At 71.9% G+C, this 18,908-nt stretch carries 18 protein-coding genes; 4 read left to right on the plus strand and 14 right to left on the minus strand.

Going from position 1 to position 18,908, the window contains the following annotated elements:
- Positions 1-72 precede the first annotated feature (72 nt).
- The 4 genes from DEJ00_RS13150 to aceE form a co-directional block, all read right to left on the minus strand.
- Positions 73-1,125: a beta-ketoacyl-ACP synthase III gene (locus DEJ00_RS13150; protein ID WP_258373685.1), complete on the minus strand. Its 1,053-nt coding sequence runs from the start codon at positions 1,123-1,125 to the stop codon at positions 73-75.
- A complete protein-coding gene (locus DEJ00_RS13155) occupies positions 1,122-2,063 on the minus strand; it encodes an ACP S-malonyltransferase (protein WP_111057653.1) in 942 nt (313 codons plus the stop codon). Before DEJ00_RS13155 ends, DEJ00_RS13150 begins: the two co-directional genes overlap by 4 nt.
- Before the next feature lie 78 nt (positions 2,064-2,141).
- The gene (locus DEJ00_RS13160; RefSeq protein ID WP_027465341.1) at positions 2,142-3,368 is read right to left on the minus strand and encodes a CdaR family transcriptional regulator; all 1,227 of its coding nucleotides are present in this window, start codon (positions 3,366-3,368) and stop codon (positions 2,142-2,144) included.
- A 7-nt stretch (positions 3,369-3,375) separates the two neighbouring features.
- Positions 3,376-6,120, minus strand: coding sequence for a pyruvate dehydrogenase (acetyl-transferring), homodimeric type (gene aceE, locus DEJ00_RS13165; RefSeq protein WP_071405343.1), 2,745 nt, complete (start codon positions 6,118-6,120; stop codon positions 3,376-3,378).
- A gap of 241 nt (positions 6,121-6,361) precedes the next feature.
- Here aceE and DEJ00_RS13170 point away from each other — a divergent pair, with 241 nt between their 5' ends.
- Together DEJ00_RS13170 and DEJ00_RS13175 are read left to right on the plus strand one after the other, a co-directional pair.
- Complete coding sequence (locus DEJ00_RS13170; RefSeq protein ID WP_017886715.1) at positions 6,362-6,850, plus strand: peroxiredoxin; 489 nt, start codon at positions 6,362-6,364, stop codon at positions 6,848-6,850.
- A 56-nt stretch (positions 6,851-6,906) separates the two neighbouring features.
- Positions 6,907-7,833, plus strand: a complete 927-nt coding sequence (locus DEJ00_RS13175; RefSeq protein ID WP_181440183.1) for an alpha/beta fold hydrolase — start codon at positions 6,907-6,909, stop codon at positions 7,831-7,833.
- A gap of 15 nt (positions 7,834-7,848) precedes the next feature.
- Here the strand turns inward: DEJ00_RS13175 and DEJ00_RS13180 are convergent, their stop codons facing one another.
- The 5 genes from DEJ00_RS13180 to DEJ00_RS13200 all read right to left on the minus strand — a co-directional run bounded on the left by DEJ00_RS13180 (position 7,849) and on the right by DEJ00_RS13200 (position 12,315).
- Positions 7,849-9,435, minus strand: a complete 1,587-nt coding sequence (locus DEJ00_RS13180) for an alpha/beta fold hydrolase (protein WP_111057654.1) — start codon at positions 9,433-9,435, stop codon at positions 7,849-7,851.
- Positions 9,432-10,403, minus strand: coding sequence for an amino acid--[acyl-carrier-protein] ligase (locus DEJ00_RS13185; RefSeq protein WP_220038877.1), 972 nt, complete (start codon positions 10,401-10,403; stop codon positions 9,432-9,434). Before DEJ00_RS13185 ends, DEJ00_RS13180 begins: the two co-directional genes overlap by 4 nt.
- Complete coding sequence (locus tag DEJ00_RS13190) at positions 10,400-11,575, minus strand: acyl-CoA dehydrogenase family protein (RefSeq protein ID WP_111057655.1); 1,176 nt, start codon at positions 11,573-11,575, stop codon at positions 10,400-10,402. The genes DEJ00_RS13185 and DEJ00_RS13190 overlap by 4 nt, the downstream gene beginning before the upstream one ends.
- Positions 11,572-11,859 (minus strand): acyl carrier protein, encoded by a 288-nt coding sequence (locus tag DEJ00_RS13195; RefSeq protein WP_051596691.1) that lies wholly within the window; start codon positions 11,857-11,859, stop codon positions 11,572-11,574. Before DEJ00_RS13195 ends, DEJ00_RS13190 begins: the two co-directional genes overlap by 4 nt.
- A gap of 81 nt (positions 11,860-11,940) precedes the next feature.
- The gene (locus DEJ00_RS13200) at positions 11,941-12,315 is read right to left on the minus strand and encodes a holo-ACP synthase (protein ID WP_171907809.1); all 375 of its coding nucleotides are present in this window, start codon (positions 12,313-12,315) and stop codon (positions 11,941-11,943) included.
- A 106-nt stretch (positions 12,316-12,421) separates the two neighbouring features.
- On the opposite strand from DEJ00_RS13200, the gene DEJ00_RS13205 reads away from it, so the two are divergent.
- Both DEJ00_RS13205 and DEJ00_RS13210 read left to right on the plus strand, forming a co-directional pair.
- Positions 12,422-13,459, plus strand: coding sequence for a hypothetical protein (locus DEJ00_RS13205; protein WP_111057733.1), 1,038 nt, complete (start codon positions 12,422-12,424; stop codon positions 13,457-13,459).
- Positions 13,456-15,030: a phenylacetate--CoA ligase family protein gene (locus DEJ00_RS13210; RefSeq protein WP_258373686.1), complete on the plus strand. Its 1,575-nt coding sequence runs from the start codon at positions 13,456-13,458 to the stop codon at positions 15,028-15,030. Before DEJ00_RS13205 ends, DEJ00_RS13210 begins: the two co-directional genes overlap by 4 nt.
- An 18-nt stretch (positions 15,031-15,048) precedes the next feature.
- Here DEJ00_RS13210 and DEJ00_RS13215 read toward each other — a convergent pair whose 3' ends face one another.
- From DEJ00_RS13215 to DEJ00_RS13235, 5 genes are all read right to left on the minus strand, one after another.
- A complete protein-coding gene (locus DEJ00_RS13215; protein WP_146247971.1) occupies positions 15,049-15,573 on the minus strand; it encodes a hypothetical protein in 525 nt (174 codons plus the stop codon).
- A gap of 23 nt (positions 15,574-15,596) precedes the next feature.
- Entirely contained in the window at positions 15,597-16,577 is a 981-nt protein-coding gene (locus DEJ00_RS13220; protein ID WP_071248013.1) for an aldo/keto reductase, read from the minus strand.
- A 77-nt stretch (positions 16,578-16,654) separates the two neighbouring features.
- Positions 16,655-17,188 (minus strand): hypothetical protein, encoded by a 534-nt coding sequence (locus DEJ00_RS13225; protein WP_027465351.1) that lies wholly within the window; start codon positions 17,186-17,188, stop codon positions 16,655-16,657.
- A 41-nt stretch (positions 17,189-17,229) separates the two neighbouring features.
- A complete protein-coding gene (locus DEJ00_RS13230; RefSeq protein ID WP_111057657.1) occupies positions 17,230-18,084 on the minus strand; it encodes a hypothetical protein in 855 nt (284 codons plus the stop codon).
- The gene (locus tag DEJ00_RS13235) at positions 18,084-18,728 is read right to left on the minus strand and encodes a SatD family protein (protein ID WP_111057658.1); all 645 of its coding nucleotides are present in this window, start codon (positions 18,726-18,728) and stop codon (positions 18,084-18,086) included. The genes DEJ00_RS13230 and DEJ00_RS13235 overlap by 1 nt, the downstream gene beginning before the upstream one ends.
- Positions 18,729-18,908 lie beyond the last annotated feature (180 nt).

Raw genomic sequence — 18,908 nt, forward strand, 5'->3', positions numbered from 1 at the left:
CACGCGGGGTCCGGGTGCGCGGAGGCTCGTCGGGATGGGGACCGGGCGCGCGGCTGCGCGACCGGGCGGGGATCAGGGGAGGACGACCACCTGCGCGCCGAAGACGAGTCCGGCGCCGAAGCCGATCTGCAGGGCGAGGCCGCCCGACAGTTCCGGGTGCTCCTCGAGCAGGCGGTGCGTGGCGAGCGGGATGCTCGCGGCGGAGGTGTTGCCGGTGGTGGTGATGTCGCGGGCGATCGTCACCGTCTCGGGCAGGCCGAGCTGCTTGGCGAACTCGTCGATGATGCGGATGTTCGCCTGGTGCGGCACGAAGGCGGCGAGGTCCTCGGGGCGGACCCCGGCGGTCTCGAGTGCCTGGCGGGCGACCTTGACCATCTCCCAGACGGCCCAGCGGAACACCGTCTGCCCGGCCTGGCGCATGGTCGGACGCGGTGCGCCGGCCTCCCACTCGTTGTAGGTCGCGGTCATGCCGATGGCGTCCCACTTCGAGCCGTCGGAACCCCAGATGGTGGGGGCGATGCCCGGGAAGTCGCTCGGGCCGATCACGGCGGCGCCGGCACCGTCCCCGAGCAGGAACGAGATCGAGCGGTCGGTCGGGTCGACGACGTCGCTGAGCTTCTCGGCGCCGACGACCAGCACGTGGTCGGCGAGTCCGGACTTGATGAACGAGTCGGCCTGGGCGATGCCGTAGGCGTACCCGGCGCAGGCGGCGCTGATGTCGTACGCGGCCGCCGGGGTGGCCCCGATGCGCTCGGCGAGCAGCGACGCCATCGACGGGGTCGCGACGGTGTGCGTGACGGTGCTCACGAGCACGACGCCGATCTGGGACGGCTCGATGCCGGCCTTCTCGATGGCCTCGCGCGCGGCGGCCTCGGCGAGGTCGACGGCCTCGACGTCCTTGCCCGCGCGCTTGCGGGTGATGATGCCGGTGCGCTGCCGGATCCACTCGTCGGACGAGTCGATCGGGCCGACGAGGTCGTCGTTCGGCACGACGTTCTCGCCGCGGGCGGCGCCGAACGCCAGGATGCGGGTGAACTCGTGGCCGCGGCGCTGCTGGAGCAGCGGGCGCGCGGATCCGGTCGGGAGGCCCGTGGGGACGTCCGTCGGGGTGGTCGGGTCGGTCATGCGGTTGCGTCTGCTTCCTGGCCCGCGCGCTGCAGCAGGTCGATCGCTGCAGGCAGGTCGTCGGGGGTCTTGATCGCGACGGTCGGCGTGCCGCGGAGGCCGCGCTTCGCCAGGCCGACGAGGGCACCGGCGGGTGCGAGCTCGATGATGCCGGTCACGCCGGCGGCGGAGAAGGACTCCATGACCGCGTCCCAGTGCACGGGGTTCGCGATCTGCTGGACCATCAGGTCGACGAAGCGACGGCCGTCGTCGACCCGGGAGCCGTCGGCGTTCGTCCAGATCGGCAGGGTCGGGTCCTGCACGGTGGCAGCGGCCGCGACCGGGGCGACCCGCTCGACGGCGGGGGCCATGTACCGGGTGTGGAACGCACCGGCCACGGCGAGCGGGATCACGCGGGCCTTGGCGGGCGGGTCGGCGGCGAGGGCCGCGATCGCGTCGGCCGCACCGGCGACGACGGTCTGGCCGCCACCGTTGTGGTTCGCGGGCACCAGGCCGTGCTCGGCGAGGGCTGCGGCCACGGCGTCGGCGTCGCCACCGAGGACGGCGGCCATCGAGGTCGGCTCGAGCGCGGCGGCGTCGGCCATGGCTCGGCCGCGCTCGGCGACCAGGGCGACGGCGTCGGTCGGCTCGAGGATCCCGGCGACCGCGGCGGCGGTGAACTCGCCCACCGAGTGTCCGGCGACCCCGCCCACCAGGGCGCGACGGCCCTCGGCGAGCAGTGCGTCGGCGGTCACCAGGCCGGCGGCGACGATGAGGGGCTGTGCGAGCGCGGTGTCCTTGATGGTGTCCGCGTCGGAGTTCGTGCCGTGCTCGGCGAGGTCGACGCCGATCGACTCCGACCACTGCCCGACTCGTTCACGAACGGTGGGGTCCTCGAGCCAGGGGGCGAGGAAGCCGGGGGTCTGGGAGCCCTGTCCGGGCGCGACGACGACGATCACCGGACAATCCTCGCGTTCTCGTCCCGCGGGGCCCGTGTGGACTTCCCACACGAATCCCCGCGGGACATTGTTGGTTCTCTACCGCCGTGGGGTGATGCGGCGGCGTCCGGTCGCGGACTCGGACATCGCGCCGAGGATGAGCGCCGACTGCACGATCAGGGCGTCACGGGCGTGCGTGGCGTCCCAGCCGATGATGTCGGCGACTCGGCGCAGGCGGTAGCGCACGGTGTTCGGGTGCACGAAGAGCTCGCGCGCCGTGGCCTCGAGCGACCGCCCGGTGTCCAGGTAGCACCAGAGCGTCTGCAGGAGCTCGGTGGACTGGTCCTTGAGCGGGACGTAGATGCGCTGCACCAGGGCCGACCGGGCGAGGGGGTCGCCGGCCAGGGCCCGTTCGGGCAGCAGGTCGTCGGCCAGGGCCGGGCGGGGCACGCCACGCCAGGCACGCGCGACGGCGAACCCGGCGAGGGCGGCCTTCGCGCTCGTCGAGGCGTCGACGACCCCGGGGACCTCGTTGCCGAGCACCAGGTGGCCCTCGCCGAACAGCGGTTCGAGGGCCTGCGCGATGGTCGTGAAGGAGACGGGCTCTTCGCCCTCGGGGACGTCGTCGCGCGGGGTGGCGCGGCCGATCACCACGACGAGCCGCGATCCCTGGACCCCGACGAGCACGTCGGCGTCCATGTGCCGTGCGGTGCGCCGGACCTGGTCGACCTCGAGCTGCTTCGGTGCGGTGCCGACGAGCACCGCGACCTCGCCGTGGCCGTGCCACCCGAGGGCGGCGATGCGGGAGGGCAGTTCGTCGTCGTACTCGCCGGAGAGGATCGAGTCGACCACGAGCGCTTCGAGCCGGGCGTCCCACAGGCCACGGGCCTCGGCCGCGCGGGCGTAGACGTCGGCGGCGGCGAAGGCGATGTCACGGGAGTACTTGAGGATCGCCTCCTGCAGCATCTCGTCGTCGGCGGCGCGTTCCTCGACCACGGTCACCACGACGCGGATGAGCTGCAGGGTCTGCTGCAGGCTCACCGAGCGCAGGAGTTCCCGCGGGGCGGACCCGAAGACGTCGGCCGCGGCGATCCACGGCGTCGACGCGGTGCCCTCGAGCCAGCTGATGAACGAGGTGATGCCGGCCTGGGCGACGAGGCCCACGGCGGAGCGGCGCCCCGGCGGCATCTCGCTGTACCACGGGAGCGTGTCCTCGAGCCGCTTGATGGTGGCGGTGGAGAGTTCTCCGGACACCTGACGGAGCCAGGAGAGCGCACGCTCGCGCGCGCTCTCCTGGCTCTCGTGGTCCGGGCGGACCGTCGTCACGGGTTGATCAGCTCTCGCCGCCCGCGCTGCCGGTGGTGCCGGCGGTCACGTCGTGCAGGCGGTACTTGTCGATCGCCTGCTGGACGAGCGCGCCGTCGACCTTGCCCTGGCGGGCGAGCTGCTGCAGCGTCCGCACGACGACCGAGGGGCCGTCGATGTGGAAGAAGCGGCGAGCGGCCGGACGGGTGTCCGAGAAGCCGAAGCCGTCGGCGCCGAGCGTGGCGTAGTCGGTCGGCACGAACGGGCGGATCTGCTCCTGCACCAGGTGCATGAAGTCGCTCACGGCGACGACCGGGCCCTCGGTGCCGAGCAGACGCTCGGTGACGAACGGCGTGCGGGCCGGCTCGTTCGGGTTGAGGAACGCCTGCTGCTCGGCGGCCACACCGTCGCGGTACAGCTCACCCCAGCTCGTGACGCTCCAGACGTCGGCCGACACACCCCAGTCCTCGGCGAGGAGCTGCTGCGCCTCGAGGATCCACGGCACGGCGACACCGGACGCGAGCAGCTGGGCCTTCGGGCCGTCGTGCTCGCTCGCCTTGAGCAGGTACATCCCCTTGAGGATGCCCTCGACGTCGACGCCCTCGGGCTCGGCCGGCTGCACCAGCGGCTCGTTGTAGACCGTCAGGTAGTACATGACGTTCGGGTCGGCGTGCTTCGGCGAGCCGTCCTCGTTCGTGCCGTACATGCGGTCGAGGCCGGCCTTGACGATGTGGCCGATCTCGTAGCCGTAGGCCGGGTCGTACGAGACGACGGCCGGGTTCGTCGTGGCGAGGAGCGGCGAGTGGCCGTCCGCGTGCTGCAGGCCTTCGCCCGTCAGCGTGGTGCGGCCGGCGGTGGCGCCGATCATGAAGCCACGGGTCATCTGGTCGCCGGCGGCCCAGATGGCGTCGCCGGTGCGCTGGAACCCGAACATCGAGTAGAAGACGTAGACCGGGATGAGCGGCTCGCCCTGCGTCGAGTACGAGGTGCCGACCGCGGTGAACGCCGCGAGGGCGCCCGCCTCGTTGATGCCGACGTGGATGATCTGGCCCTGCGGGCTCTCCTTGTAGGCCAACAGGAGCTCCCGGTCGACCGACGTGTAGTGCTGGCCGTTCGGGTTGTAGATCTTCGCCGACGGGAAGTAGGCGTCCATGCCGAAGGTGCGTGCTTCGTCCGGGATGATCGGGACCACGCGGTCGCCGAAGTCGGGCGAGCGCAGCAGGTCCTTCAGCAGGCGCGCGAACGCCATGGTGGTGGCGACCTCCTGCTTGCCGGAGCCCTTCTTGACGACCTGGTACTTCGAGTCGTCCGGCAGCGTGAACTGCGTGTACTTCGTGCGACGTTCCGGCACGTAGCCACCGAGCGCGCGACGACGCTCGTGCATGTACTGGATCGCCTCGTCGTCGTTGCCCGGGTGGTAGTACGGCGGCGTGTAGGGGTTCTCCTCCAGCTGCGCGTCGGAGATCGGGATGCGCATCTCGTCGCGGAACTGCTTGAGGTTGTCGAGCGTGAGCTTCTTCATCTGGTGGGTCGCGTTGCGGCCCTCGAAGCTCGGGCCGAGGCCGTAGCCCTTGACCGTCTTCGCCAGGATGACGGTCGGCTGGCCCTTGTGCTCGGTCGCGGCCTTGAACGCGGCGTAGACCTTGCGGTAGTCGTGGCCACCGCGCTTGAGGTTCCAGATCTGGTCGTCGGTGTAGTCCTTGACGAGCTCGAGCGCCTTCGGGTCGCGCCCGAAGAAGTTCTCGCGCACGTAGGCACCGTTCTCGGCCTTGTACGTCTGGTAGTCGCCGTCCGGCGTCTGGTTCATCAGGTTGAGGAGCGCGCCCTCGGTGTCACGGGCGAGCAGGTCGTCCCACTCGCGACCCCAGACGACCTTGATGACGTTCCAGCCGGCACCGCGGAAGAACGCCTCGAGCTCCTGGATGATCTTGCCGTTGCCACGGACCGGACCGTCGAGTCGCTGCAGGTTGCAGTTGATGACGAAGTTCAGGTTGTCGAGGCCGTCGTTCGCGGCGACCTGGAGCTGCCCGCGGGACTCGACCTCGTCCATCTCGCCGTCGCCCAGGAACGCCCAGACCTGCTGGTCCATGGCGTCCTTGATGCCGCGGTTCGACAGGTACTTGGCCTGCTGCGCCTGGTAGATCGCGTTGATCGGGCCGATGCCCATCGACACGGTCGGGAACTGCCAGAAGTGCGGCATGAGGCGCGGGTGCGGGTAGGACGACAGGCCGCCGCCGGCGTGCGACTTCTCCTGCCGGAACCCGTCGAGCTGGTCCTCGGAGAGGCGCCCTTCCATGTACGCGCGGGCGTACATGCCGGGGGAGGCGTGGCCCTGGAAGAAGACCTGGTCGCCACCGGAGGGGTGGTCCTGCGCGCGGAAGAAGTGGTTGTAGCCGACCTCGTACATCGCAGCGCTGGACGCGTACGTCGAGATGTGCCCGCCGACCCCGATGCCGGGACGCTGTGCGCGGTGCACCGTGATGGCCGCGTTCCAGCGGATCCAGCGGCGGTACCGGCGCTCCAGCTCTTCGTCGCCGGGGAACTCCGGCTCGTTCTCCGGCGCGATGGTGTTCACGTAGTCCGTCGTCGGGACCATCGGCACACCGAGGTGCAGTTCCTTGGACCGCTTGAGCAGGCTCAGCATGATCTCGCGACCGCGCTGGTGTCCGTGGGTCTGGACCAGCCCGTCGAGGGACTCACGCCATTCGGCGGTCTCCTGCGGATCCTGGTCGTTCGCCCCGGCGCTGTACGGGTCCTGGTCGTTCACCGTCACCCTTGACCTCGTTCGTTCTCGTGGTGGTGGACATGGTGGCTCCGGTGGTCGGGTCGCGACCGGCTGGGGCCCCGTCCACTCTAGGCCCCAGGACCGACGCTGATGCTGATGGTGACGTGCAGGTGGACGGGTGCTTGCATTCGCGTGTCGTCGGCGTAGCATGGCCGATCGTGCACACGCGATCTGCGGCGCACGGACCCGACGGGCACACCCCTCGCCCGAGGAAGAAGCACACGTAGCGATGGCACTGGAGATCGGCTCACTCGCGCCGGACTTCGAGCTCCCGAACCAGTTCGGTGAGCACGTCCGACTCAGCGACTTCCGCGGCAACCGCCCGGTCGCACTCGTCTTCTTCCCGCTGGCGTTCTCGTCCGGGTGCACGAACGAGCTCTGCACCCTGCAGGACAACATCACGATGTTCCAGGACCAGCGCATCGAGCTCCTCGGCATTTCGGTCGACTCGAAGGCCACGCTGCGGTCGTTCGCCGAGACGAACGGCTACGACTTCGAGCTGCTCGCCGACTTCTGGCCGCACGGCGCGGTCTCGAAGGAGTACGGCGTGTTCCTCGAGCACAAGGGCTTCGCCACCCGCGCGACCTTCGTCATCGACGTGCAGGGTCGGATCAAGGCCTCGATCATCACCGAGCCCGGCCTGCAGCGCGACGTCGCCGAGTACAAGGCTGCCCTCGACCGGCTCGCCGCCTGCTCGGCACCCGTCCCCGTCGGCTAGCGTTCCGAATCCCTCCTGACGGACGCGTCCGCGTCGACGGTCGGACAGGAGGCCCGGTGCACGCCATCGACACCGACCCACGTGGTCACGGGGTCACCGCGGATGCGTACGCCCCGTACCCGGTGCGCGTCACGCCCGGCACCTGGGGGCTGACCCGCACGGTCGTGGAGGCCCCGACCGGCCCCGTCGTGGTGCACCACCGCGCCGGTCCGGACCCGCTCCTGCTGCTGCACGGCGTCGCCGGCTCTTGGTCGACGTGGACGCCCTTGCTGCACGCCGCACAGGGCGTCGGCGACCGCGGCCTGGTGCTCGTCGACCTGCCCGGCTGGGGGTCCTCGCCGGCTCCGGACGGTCCGCTCGGACTGGACGCCGTCACGGGTGCCGTGTCGGCGGTCCTCGGCGCGCTGGGTCTCGGCGCGGTCGACGTGGTCGGGCACTCCATGGGCGCGTTCGTCGGGTTGCACCTGGCGGTGGTGGCGCCCGAGCGGGTGCGGTCGCTCGCCCTGGTGTCCGGCACCACGGTCGCGACCGCCGGTGCGGCTCGGCACCCGGTGCGGGCGCTCGGCACCCTGCCGGCGTTCACCCTGCTGCGTGCGGGCCTCACGGTGACCGGTCGCGCCGCTCGTCCGCTGCTCCGGGGGATCGCCCGGGTCGGTCTGTTGCCGCTCGTCGCGGCGCCGGTGTTCACGCACGTGCGACGCCTGGACCCGACCGTGCTCGAGGCCTTCGTCGAGGAGCTCCGGCCGGAGCAGTTCACCGAGGCGGCACGGTCGGCGGCTGCGTACGACGTCGACCGGTGGCGCGCCGTCACCTGCCCGGTGACGGCGATCGCCGGGCGCGACGACGTGTTCGCCCGCGTCTCGGACCTCGAGGCGCTGCGGGTGCTCGTGCCACAGGTCCGGAAGGTGTTGCTCGACGACTGCGGGCACTTCGCACACGTCGAGCGTCCCGACGCCGTCGCGCGGGAGCTCGGCCTCCGCTGAGCCGGTCGGGCCGCGTCAGGTGTGGACGGGGAACGTCGCCGCGACGCGGGAGCGCACCTCGGCGACGACGGCCTCGCGCATGGCCGGGGAGAACAGCGCGTGGTCGCCGTCCTCGACGCGGACGACGGACACCGAGCCGCGACGGTCGTCACCGGGCCAGCGTCGAACGGCCTTCTGCCCACCGAGCCGGTCGAACAGGGCTGCGTCCTCGGGAGCGACGATCACGACGACGTCGGTGCCGTGCTCGACGAGCGGGCGGACGTGGCCGACGACCCCGCCCATCCGGTCGCGACGGGCGATCCGGTCGCGGACGGCCTTCGGCACGAACCGGTTGTACCGCTCGCGCACCCACATCCGGGCGGGCGACGGGGCGTCGATCGCCCGGACCCCGTCGGCGTACGAGCCGGGCTCGGCCGGGACGCGACGGTAGTCGTTCGGGCTGATCTCGACGACCAGGCGCGGGGCCTCCTCGACGGCGCGGCCCGCGACCCAGGCGCCGGCGCACATGCCGACGAGCACGAGCCGGTCCGAGGGTGTGGCGAGTGCGGTGACGACGGCGGACTGGTCCTCGACCCACTCCTGCGCGAACAGGAAGCTCCGCTCGTCCTCGTGCACGCCGGTGCTCTCGCCGGTGGCACGGCGGTCGACCCGGACGACCCGGGCGCCGTCGCGGGCGAGGGCGCGGGCGAGTTCGACCTGGTAGTCGGTGGCGCCCACGCGGTGCTCGGCGCCGCCGCTGTGGAGCACGACGACGGGGGCGTCGTGGTGCTGGGCGGACGAGACGGTCTCGATCCCGAACAACCCCTGATCACCGAGGTGGACGATCCGCTCCGACACGCGGCCGTCGACGTCGAGGACCTCGTCGAGGACGGGCGCGCGGACGGGCACCGCCGTCTCGGGTGCCCAGGTGTCGAGCCAGGCGACGACGGTGTCGACGGCGGCTCCGGGGATGCGGGCGTGGATGCTCGTGCCGTCGAGGAGCTCGGCGCTGCCGGTGACCTCGGTCACGTCGACACCGCCGAGGGGCTTCGGTGGCCGGGCACCCGGGCGGACGAGCGCGACGGTGGGCCCGGTGCGCGGGGCGAAGGCGAGGTCCGAGAGTGCGGCGGCCTCGTCCGGCTCGACGTCGAACCCGATGAGGCTCTCGACGCCGTCGACCACGCGGTCGGCACCGATGGTGATGGTCGCGAGGGCGCGCTGCCGACGGAGCCAGCCCTTGCCCGATGCCGGGGCGTCCCAGACGACGAGGCCGTCGGAGTCCGCGGCCGCGTTCGCCGCGACGAGGGCCGCCGAGGCCAGCCCGACGAAGGCGACGTGCTGCACCCCCGTCGTGCGGAGCACGGAGGCGGCGTGGCGTGCGGACCGGACCTGCGCGTCCGGCGTGGTGTCGGGGGCGCCGTCACCACGTCCGGACGGGTCGTAGCGCACCGAGGCGATGCCACGGGCCTCCAGGCGGTCGGCCAGCAGACGGAGCGTGCGGTACGCGATGACGCCCTCCTGCCCGAGCGGCGGGCAGATGACGACGCCGGCGCGCGCGGCGGCGGGGAGCTGGACCGCGGCGCGGATCGCCGGCGATCCGGACCAGCCGTGGAGCGTGGTCACAGGGCGAGGGCCGCGCGGGCGGACGCCGGCCAGGCGTCGAGGTCCGTGCCGTGGGCGGCGAACAGGGCGATGGTGACGCGCTCCAGGCCGAACGCGATGCAGGCGCTGTGCGCGACCTGTCCGTCCTCGGTGCGGAGGCCGAACGAGGTGCCGAAGTGGTCCTCGTGCAGGTTCGCGGAGCTGATCGCGGTCGCGTCGTGGTCGGGACCGTAGACCTTCGTCACGAACTCGAACTTGAGCGCCTGCTCGACCTGGTTGCGGGCGAGCATCTGCCCGACGCGGCCGAAGAAGGGGTCGTTCGCGGGGACGACGTCGATCTCGAGCCCGAACGACTCGAGCAGCGCGCGCATCACCGGGATGCTGCCGTCGCGGTGGTCCGCCGCGGACGCGGGCGTGCCGACGTGCACGAACTCGTGCATGTGGAAGGCCTGCAGGCGCATCGGGTCGAGCGAGGGCTCCCGGCGGAAGGAGTCGCCGAGGACGTCGAAGAACCGGCCCTGCCGGGGCACGGTGTCGCCGATCAGGCCGTAGACCGGGTGGCAGACCGCGGGGGTGAGCATGAGGTCGGCCGGCTCGAGGAACCCCTCCCAGCGCTCACCGCGCTCGCGGGCGGCGAGCAGTGCGCGGTGGGTGCGGTCGTCGCCGGTGAACCCGGAGATCGACGCGGCGAGGTCCGGGAACGACGCGATGTAGTCGGTGCGCTCGAACGACGCGAGCGGCTCGACCGGCGGGAAGCGCAGGACCTCGGCGCCGAGGTGCTGCTGGCTGCGCACCGCTGCGGCGTCGACCGCGGCGTACACGCGCTCGAAGACCCCGGTGCGGCCGTAGAGGCCGGGCGTGCCGAGGTCGAGGAGGACGCCGTCGGTGAGCAGGCGGGCGCGGAGGGCGGCGCGGGCGGCGTCGAGCGCAGCGGCGGTGTCCGCGGTGCTGGTGTCGGTGGTGTGCGTGGTGGTGTCCGTGATGGTCACAGGATCACTCCCGTCATGATGGCCAGGTCGGCGTCGTTCTTGAGGAGACGGTCGTTGCTCACCATGACGGCGGCCCCGTGGGCGTCTCGGAGGTGTCGGGCGATGCTCATCGGACCCGAGGCGGCGTAGCCCGCGATCCCGACGATGCGCAGCGCCTTCGTGACGATGTCGGTGACGCGCTCGGACGCACCGATCTTCAGGGCGTTCGCGGCGAGGGCGTACGCGCTCGAGGCCAGCACGTCCGGGTCGTCGGCGGCGGCGTCGAACCGTTCGGCGGCGTGGCGCACCGAGTCGGCCAGGGCCTGCAGGTCGACCAGGAGCTCGGCCAGCCGGAGGGCACCGGGCGGGGTCGTCCCGACCGCGGCGCGGGCCTGCTTGCGGACGGCGCTGCGGGCACGTTCGGCGGACGAGACCGCGATGCCGAGCCAGACCGAGGCCCAGAGCACGTGCGACACCGGCAGGACGGTCTGGGCGGAGATCGTGGCGTAGTCGTCGCGGAACACCCGGTCGGTCGTTGTCTCGGTGTCGAGGATCCACCCGTTGCTGCACGTACCGCGGAGCCCCATGGTGTCCCAGGTGGACGTCTGCGACAGGACCATCGTGTCGGTGCGGCAGATGAGCAGTCGCTGGTCCGACGCCGGGGCGTCCGGGTCGCGTCGGGCGGTGACGAACACCGCGTCGGCCTCGGTGGCGTACGAGATCACCGGCGCGTCCTTGCGCAGGCGGATCCGGCCGTCGTCGGTCGGCTCGATGGAACACGTGGACCGCCGCGCGTCGCCGCCGACGCCGCGCTCGGTGGTGGCCGACGCGACGAGCGCACCGCCACGGACGGCCTCGATGGTCTCGAGCACGCCGGCACCGTCGCCGCCGTGCCGCCAGAGCGCCATGACCTGGCCCTGGTGCATCGCGAACACCATGCCGGTCGCGGCACAGGCCCGGCCGAGTTCGGTCGCGATCGCGGAGAGCTCGGCCACGGAGGCACCCTCGCCACCGTGCTCGGTCGGCACCGCTGCCGCGAGCAGGCCGTACTCCCGCATCGCGGCGATGGCCTCGCGCGGGGGTCGGGCGTCGCGGTCGACCTCGTCGGCGAACTGCGCGGCGACCTCGGCCACCGCGCTCGCACGCTCGGCGAAGCGGTCGATGACCGACGGAGCGGGCAGGACCAGGGTCACGACGCGAGCTCCGCGGCCGCGGTGATCGACTCGACGCTCGCGAAGGTGGACCGGTTCAGCACGGAGTCGGGGAACTCGACGTCGAGGTCCGACTCCACCGCGAGCATCACGTTGACGGTGGCGTGCGAGGTCAGGCCGAGGGCGTAGAGGTCGGCGATCGACGCGACGTCCCACGCGTCGACCGTCAGCCGGCCGTGCTCGGCGAGGGCGCGACGGACGGCCCGGTCGGTGGCCGGGTCGGCGATCGTCGCGGTGGTGCTGGAGGGGTTCGGGTCCTGTTCCATGACTGCAACCGTAAAGAGGAACGGCCCTCGGGAAACCGCCGTGCCGGTGCGGGAAACCGCACCCCTGTCCGGAGCGCCGGGTCAGCGCTCCGAGAGGGCCACCGCCGTCGCCACCGCGAGCCCCCGTTCGTGTGCCAACGAGACCGCGATCGGGCCGCACCCGATCGACTCCGCCAGGGCCGCGGCCGCCCCGGACAGCTCGACCGTGGGGGCCCCGCCGGCATCGAGCACGACGGCGACGTCCCGCAGCGGGATCGCCTGGTCCGGAGCCGGCCGGAGCAGCTTCACGACGGCCTCCTTGCCCGCGAACCGGGCAGCGAGGCGCTCCGGGTCGTCGCCGGTGTCGGTGCGTTCCCGCAGGGTGAACACCCGGTCCAGGTACCGCTCGCCGTGCGCCGTCACGGCGTCGACGACGTCCTCGACCGCGGCGAGGTCGGTGCCGGTGCGGATGGTCATCACGAGGAGCAGGCTACGCACGAGTTCTCCACAGCGCATTCCCCGAGGGGCATGGGGCGCCGAGGGGGTTCGTATGATCGTCGCCAGGGACCACCGAGGGGGAACGATGGCATCACCGTGGACGGGCATCATCGAGGACGCGCGGCACTACCCGTCGCCGCACAACTCGCAACCGATCGTCGTGCGCGTCGAGGACGACCGCACCGCGACCGTGTTCTACGACCTGCGACGGGGGTTGCCGGCGGAGTCGTTCGGCATCCCGTTCGGGCACGTCTGCGCCGGGGTGTTCCTGGCAGGGCTCGACGTGGTGGCACGAGCGCACGGGTTCACCGTGCAGGAACGGCCCGACCACGCCGAGATGGACTTCGGTCGGCTCGACGCCGGTGCGGACGACCACCTGCACCGGCTGGGCACGGTGACGTTGCGCCCGCACGTGGTCACCACGGACGACCGGGAGGCCCTGGCCGGCTTCCTCGCACGGCGCACCTCACGCAGGCCCTACGACGCAACGCTCGTCGACGCCACCGCGATCGAGGCCGCGTCCGCCATCGCATCGGCGGCCGGACAACGCTTCCGCACCACCGACGACCGGGCCACCGTCGACGAGATCGTGCGCGTCAACCAGGAGACCCTGTTCGACGACCTGCAGCACGACGCCGTGCACGACGAGATCCTGCACTGGCTGCGGTTCTCGAAGCGACAGGCAGCGGCCACCGGCGACGGGCTGTCCGCCGAGACGATGCTCATGCCCGGCCCGGTGCTCCGGTTCGCCATGGAGCACCGCGGACTCTGGCAGGCCCCGGGCATCGGCGGGGTCTTCCGCAGGGTGTACCTGTCCACCATGCGGGGCGTCCGCCAGCTCGCCTGGCTCGAGGGACCGTTCAGCACCCCCGCCGAGTACGTCGAGGCCGGACGGGTCTTCATGCGCATCTGGCTCGAGTTCTCCGCACGCGGCATCGCCGTGCACCCCTTCGGGACCGTGATCACCAACCCGCGGTCACACGCCGCGTTCGTCGAACGCGCGGGCGTCGACGAGTCCGACGGGCGGATGGCCTGGATGCTGTTCCGCTTCGGACACAGCGACCCACCACCCCTGGCACACCGCCGACCCGCCGCAGCGATGACCGTCGGGGGGACCCGGTGAAGCGCGCAGCGGTCTTCTCGGTGGTGTGGGTGGTCGAGACCTTCGTCGCACTGTTCATGCCCCGCGTCGGCACCCACAAGCTCCTGCTCACGCCGGGCATCGAGCCACTCCGCTGGACCCTCGGACGCTGGCGCGCCTGGCGGACCGCGGAACGGGCTGCGAAGCGGGTCCCCGCGTACCGGGCGTTCCTGGCGGAGTCCGGACGGGCCTCCAGGCTCGACACCCGTGGCGGGATCACCGCGGCGATCTCGGGACTGCCCGAGATGGACAAGGACTCCTACGTCAAGCGCTGGAGCATCCCCGAGCGCTGCATCGACGGACGCCTGCCCCGACGCGGCGTCGTCGTCGACGAGTCCAGCGGGTCGAGCGGCACCCCGACCAGCTGGGTGCGCGGCCCCGACGAACGCCAGGCCACCCGACAGCTGCTACAGCTCGGGTTCTCCCGCACCGCCAAGGACCTGTCGAAGCAGCCGTTCGTGCTCAACGCCTTCTCGCTCGGGGCCTGGGCCACCGGGATGAACGTGACCGCCTCGCTCACCGAGTCCTCCATGATCAAGTCGATCGGCCCGGACCGCGACAAGATCGTGCAGACGATGCGCGAGTTCGGCACCGACTTCACCTACATCATCTGCAGCTACCCACCGTTCCTGAAGGCCCTGTTCGAGGACGACCGGCTCGACTGGAGCCAGTACACGATCGTCGCCGCGTTCGGGGGCGAGGGCATCAGCGAGAACATGCGCGCCCACATCGAGCAGTACGCGCAGGCCGTGCTCGGCTCCTACGGGGCGAGCGACCTCGAGATCAACCTCGGCATCGAGACCCCGTTCAGCGTGCAGCTGCGCCGGGCGATCGCCGCCTCACCGGAACTCTCCGCCGCCCTCACCAAGCAGGGCGAGTACGGGGTGCTGCCGATGGTGTTCCAGTTCAACCCGTTCGGCTACCTGATCGAGACGAACGACCTCGGCGAACTCGTCGTCACCATCGCCCGCTCCGAGAACATCAGCCCACGCATCCGCTACAACATCCACGACCGCGGACACGTGGTGCGGATGAAGGAGCTGCGGTCCGTGCTGCGGGCGACCGGACACGCGGCGCTCGCCGCCGAGGCCGAGCTCGACCTACCGCTGCTGTTCCACTACGGCCGGTCCGACCTGTCCGTCGACTACAACGGCGCCGTCGTCGCACCCGACGTGGTGCGGGACGTCGTGTACGGCGACCCGGAGCTGCTCGAGGCCGTCGAGAACCACCGGCTGATCAGCTACGAGGACGACCGCGGTGACCGGCAGCTGCACATCGCGTTCCAGCTCGCCTCGGGTGCCGGCGGGTTCGACGCGGATGCCGCCCGGGGCGACGTGATCGCCGAGCTGCGGCGGTTGAACAAGGACTTCTCGAACGCGATCCGCACGGCGCCGCCCGGCACGCTGCCGACGGTGGCGTTCTACCCGTACCGGACGGGGCCGTTCCGCGAGGACGGCAAGAAGCTCAAGAACGAGTACGTGTGGCAGCTGCCGGCCGGATCGGTCGAGCAGTGGGACCTCGACCTGTCGTGGGTCGCGGCGAAGGAGACCTGAGCCGAGCCGGTTCCGGCGCTAGTCGTACTGCGGCGGCCAGTCGAAGGGGGCCGGCAGGTGCGGGACCTCGCCGACGGTCGTGACGACGAGGACGATCTGGCGCAGGTCCGTGAGCTCGATCGAGCGCGGGTTGCCGATCCTCCGGTGCCCGTCGACCCACACCGTGAGTTCGCCGCGCAGGCCACCGACGTGCTCCGGACCGAGCGAGACGCCCCACTCGTCGAAGAACTGCCCGAGCGTGAACGTCTGCTCCGTCGGGGACTCGACGTGCACGATGCCCGAGGTGTCGTGCGTGTGGATCTCGGCGGCGAACTTCCGGCTGTCCGAGTGCCCGACGTTCGCCGGGACGGTCACCGGTTCGTCGCCGTCCAGGATCGTCAGGTGCGTGTGCACGTGCTCGGCCAGCCGTTCGCCCCAGACGTTCCGGAGCCCTGCGGACTCGGCGCGGGCCGTCAGGTCGGTCGGCCGTGGCCAGGGCGGAGCGTCGCGGGCGGTGGCCGGTCCGGATGCGGCGCACCCGGACAGCAGCAAGAGTGCGGCCACCGCGACCGCGACGCTCCGGCGTCTCACCAGCGGTCGTGGACGCTCGCGCGGAACCACGTGTCGTACAGGTCGTGCACGGTGGCGTCCAGCCCCTCGATCGGCGGCAGGTCGCCGGCGGCGGCGTTCGAGCGCGCCTGCTCCGGGTTGCGTGCGCCGGGGATCGCCGCGGTGACGCCGTCCTGCGCGATGATCCACGCCAGCGCAGCCTGCGGGACCGAGACGGCGTCCGGCAGGGACGCCGCGAAGGTCTGCGCGGCGCGCACGCCGTCGTCGTAGTCGACGCCGCTGAAGGTCTCGCCCTGGTCGAAGGCCTCGCCGTGGCGGTTGTAGTTGCGGTGGTCGCCCTCGGCGAACGACGTGTCGGTCGTGTACTTGCCCGAGAGCAACCCCGAGGCCAACGGGACGCGCGCCAGGATGCCGACCCCTGCCTCCAGGGCGGCCGGCAGCACGCGGTCGAGCGGCTTGAGGCGGAACGCGTTGAGGATGATCTGGACGCTCGCGACGCCGGGCCGGGCGATCGCGGTGAGGGCCTGGTCGGCGGTCTCGACGCTGACGCCGTAGGCGGCGACCGAGCCGTCGGCGACGAGCGCGTCGAGGGCGTCGTAGACGGCGTCGTCCTCGTAGACCGGGGTCGGCGGGCAGTGCAGCTGCACGAGGTCGAGGGTGTCCTGCCCGAGGTTCTTCCGCGAGCGGTCCACCCACTCGCGGAAGTTCGCGGCGACGTAGTTCTCGGGGACCTGGTCGGCGCGACGACCCATCTTCGTGGTGATCGTCAGCGGCACGTCGGGGTTCGCGGCACGCCACGCGCCGATGAGCTGCTCGCTCCGGCCGTCGCCGTAGACGTCGGCGGTGTCGAACAGGGTGACGCCCGACTCGACGGAGGCGTCCATGACGGCGTTCGCGTCGGCTTCGGAGACGGGACCCCAGTCACCGCCGAACTGCCAGGTGCCGAGACCGATGGGGGAGACGGAGCGGCCGGTGCGGCCGAGGGTGCGACTCTGCATGGATCCGAGCGTAGTCAGAGGGGCACGGGCGGGGTTCAGCCGAGCGTTCAGCCGAGCGGGGTTCAGCCGCGCGGGGTTCAGCCGATCGTGGTGACGCCGCGGCGCAGGAGCGCTCGCGCCGCCCGGGCGCGGGGGATGACCCAGACGGCTGCCCACAGGGCCATCGCGCTCCACAGCAGGATGAGCATCGTCGTGATGAGCGTGCCGTGCTGGTCGCGCATCGACCAGGTCATCGCGATCCACAGCACGCCGAGGACGACCTTGCCCCAGCCGGCGCCCTCACGGTCGGCCTGGGCCTGCACGAGCGGGATCCACTGGTCGGCCGGCACACCGTCGGGCACCTGGCCGTCGGCGATCCACTCGCGCACGACGATCGACCGCTCGTAGCCGCCCTCGGCGCGCCAGGCGCGGCGCTGCAGGACGACGGCGATCGCGGCACCCGCCACAGCGGTCGGGATGCCGACCGAGACCAGGACGGCGGTGGTCGCCTCGGTCCACGAGGACAGGACCAGCATGACCAGGACGACGGCGAAGGCCGCGCCCGTCACACCCGCACCGAGCAGGCGGAGCCGCCCGGCTTCGTCGAGGACACCGACTCCGACACCGTTCACGGGGAGAGCGTACCTGCGGTGATCGGGGGCGGGGCTGTTCGTCAGCCCAGTGCCAGCAACCAGCACATGCCGGCGGCGGCGAACGCCATCGCCCAGCTCACCAGGCTGCCGATCAGGAAGTACTCGGCCTGGTACCCGGTCGTCTCGCGGCGGATCTCGGGGAAGCGGACGATCCCCTTCGCGGCGATCAGCGCCGCCACGACGGGGAAGGCGCCGGCCAACGAGAACCCGGCCAAGAGCAGACGCTCGATCGGGCCGATCATGCGTCCGCCCTTGAGGGTGACCGTGCCGTCCGTGTCCGTGTCTGCCCCGGGAGCCCGGGTGGTGCGGCGCCGGTCGAAGCGCTTCCGGCGGGTCGGTTCGGCCGCCACTGCACCGAGCCGTGCGTCGGGCGACAGCCCCGGGGGCAGCGCCTGGGCGACGACCACGTTGGCCGAGTCGACCAGGAACAGTGCGGACCCAATGCCGGCGACGAGCGCCGCGAGCGGCACCGCTCCGACGAACGCCGGGCCGGCGTCACGGTGCCAGTCGACCACGAAGCCCGAGGGGTCGACAGTCGGCGCCCAGAGCAGCAGCACGGCGACGGCGACCGCGAGCAGGACGGCCGGCCAGGACCCGGAGCGTCGGAGCCAGGGGAGTGCCCGATCCCGACCGCCGGGTGCACCGCCGGACCGCACCGGGATCGTCGTCGCGACCCACAGGGCTGCGAGGACGACCGCGACCAGCACCGACCAGACCGCGAGGCCGAGGCCGAGCACCGCCACAGTCGCCACGGCGGCCCAGAGCAGGACGATCACCGTGGTGGTCAGCACGCGCCGTGGTGCCGCGTCGGTCCCGGTCCGTGCGCGGACGACGTCGGCGAGCCCGACGAGGGTCAGGAGGACTCCGGCGAGCATCAGCGGCCCCCGTCCCCGAGGACACGCAGGCCCTCGACCAAGGCGGCGACGCCCGACTTCTGCACGGACTGGGACACCGCCGACGGGGTGATCCCCTCGTCCGCGGCGATCTGTGCCTGCGTCCGGCCCTGCACCAGACCGAGTGCGATCCGGCGGGCGCGGGGTGCGAGTCGCGAGACGACGTGGTCGCGGCTGAGGAAGTAGGCGTTCACGAGTCGCTCCGTCGTTCCGTGGCGGTCGTCGGCGTCGTGGTACCAGGACCGCAGGAACGCGGTCCGGCCGTCCTCGCGCCGGTGGGTCTCGTTGATGGCGTCCCGTGCCGACCACCAGCCCGGACCGTCCTGCAGCGGTCCGGTGCCGCCGGTGCCGATCGTCCGGACCTGCCCGCGGCCGATGCCGAGGCGGATCTGCACGGTCGGGGGGAGTGCGAGGGTCGCGGCCGTCGTCGCCACGAGGGCGTCGGTGAGCGTGCCGTAGATGACCTGGAACTCGTCGCCCACCGTGGCACGGAGGGGGTCGAGCGCGGTGACGTCCGCGGTACTGTCGAAGGCGTGCTCGACGTCCTGCTGGGCTGCGGAGCGGTCCTCGAGCGTGCGGGAGTCGACCAGGTCGACGATCACGGCGATCACGGGCTCGGACTGCATGGGTTAAGCGTAGAGCTTCATATCGTCGAAAGTAAGCCTCGGGCTAAACCATTCGGGTCGGCCACTCCCGCCACCGCGCGGGAATGCGGCTGAAATGTCACCTTCTGGACGTCCGGCGTTGAACCTGACAGCATGGGCGGACGCTGTCGGAGGGGGACGAGCAGATGGATGGTGCACGAC

The organism is Curtobacterium sp. MCLR17_039 (assembly GCF_003234745.1).
In the GTDB taxonomy this organism is placed as follows: Bacteria; Actinomycetota; Actinomycetes; order Actinomycetales; family Microbacteriaceae; genus Curtobacterium; species Curtobacterium flaccumfaciens.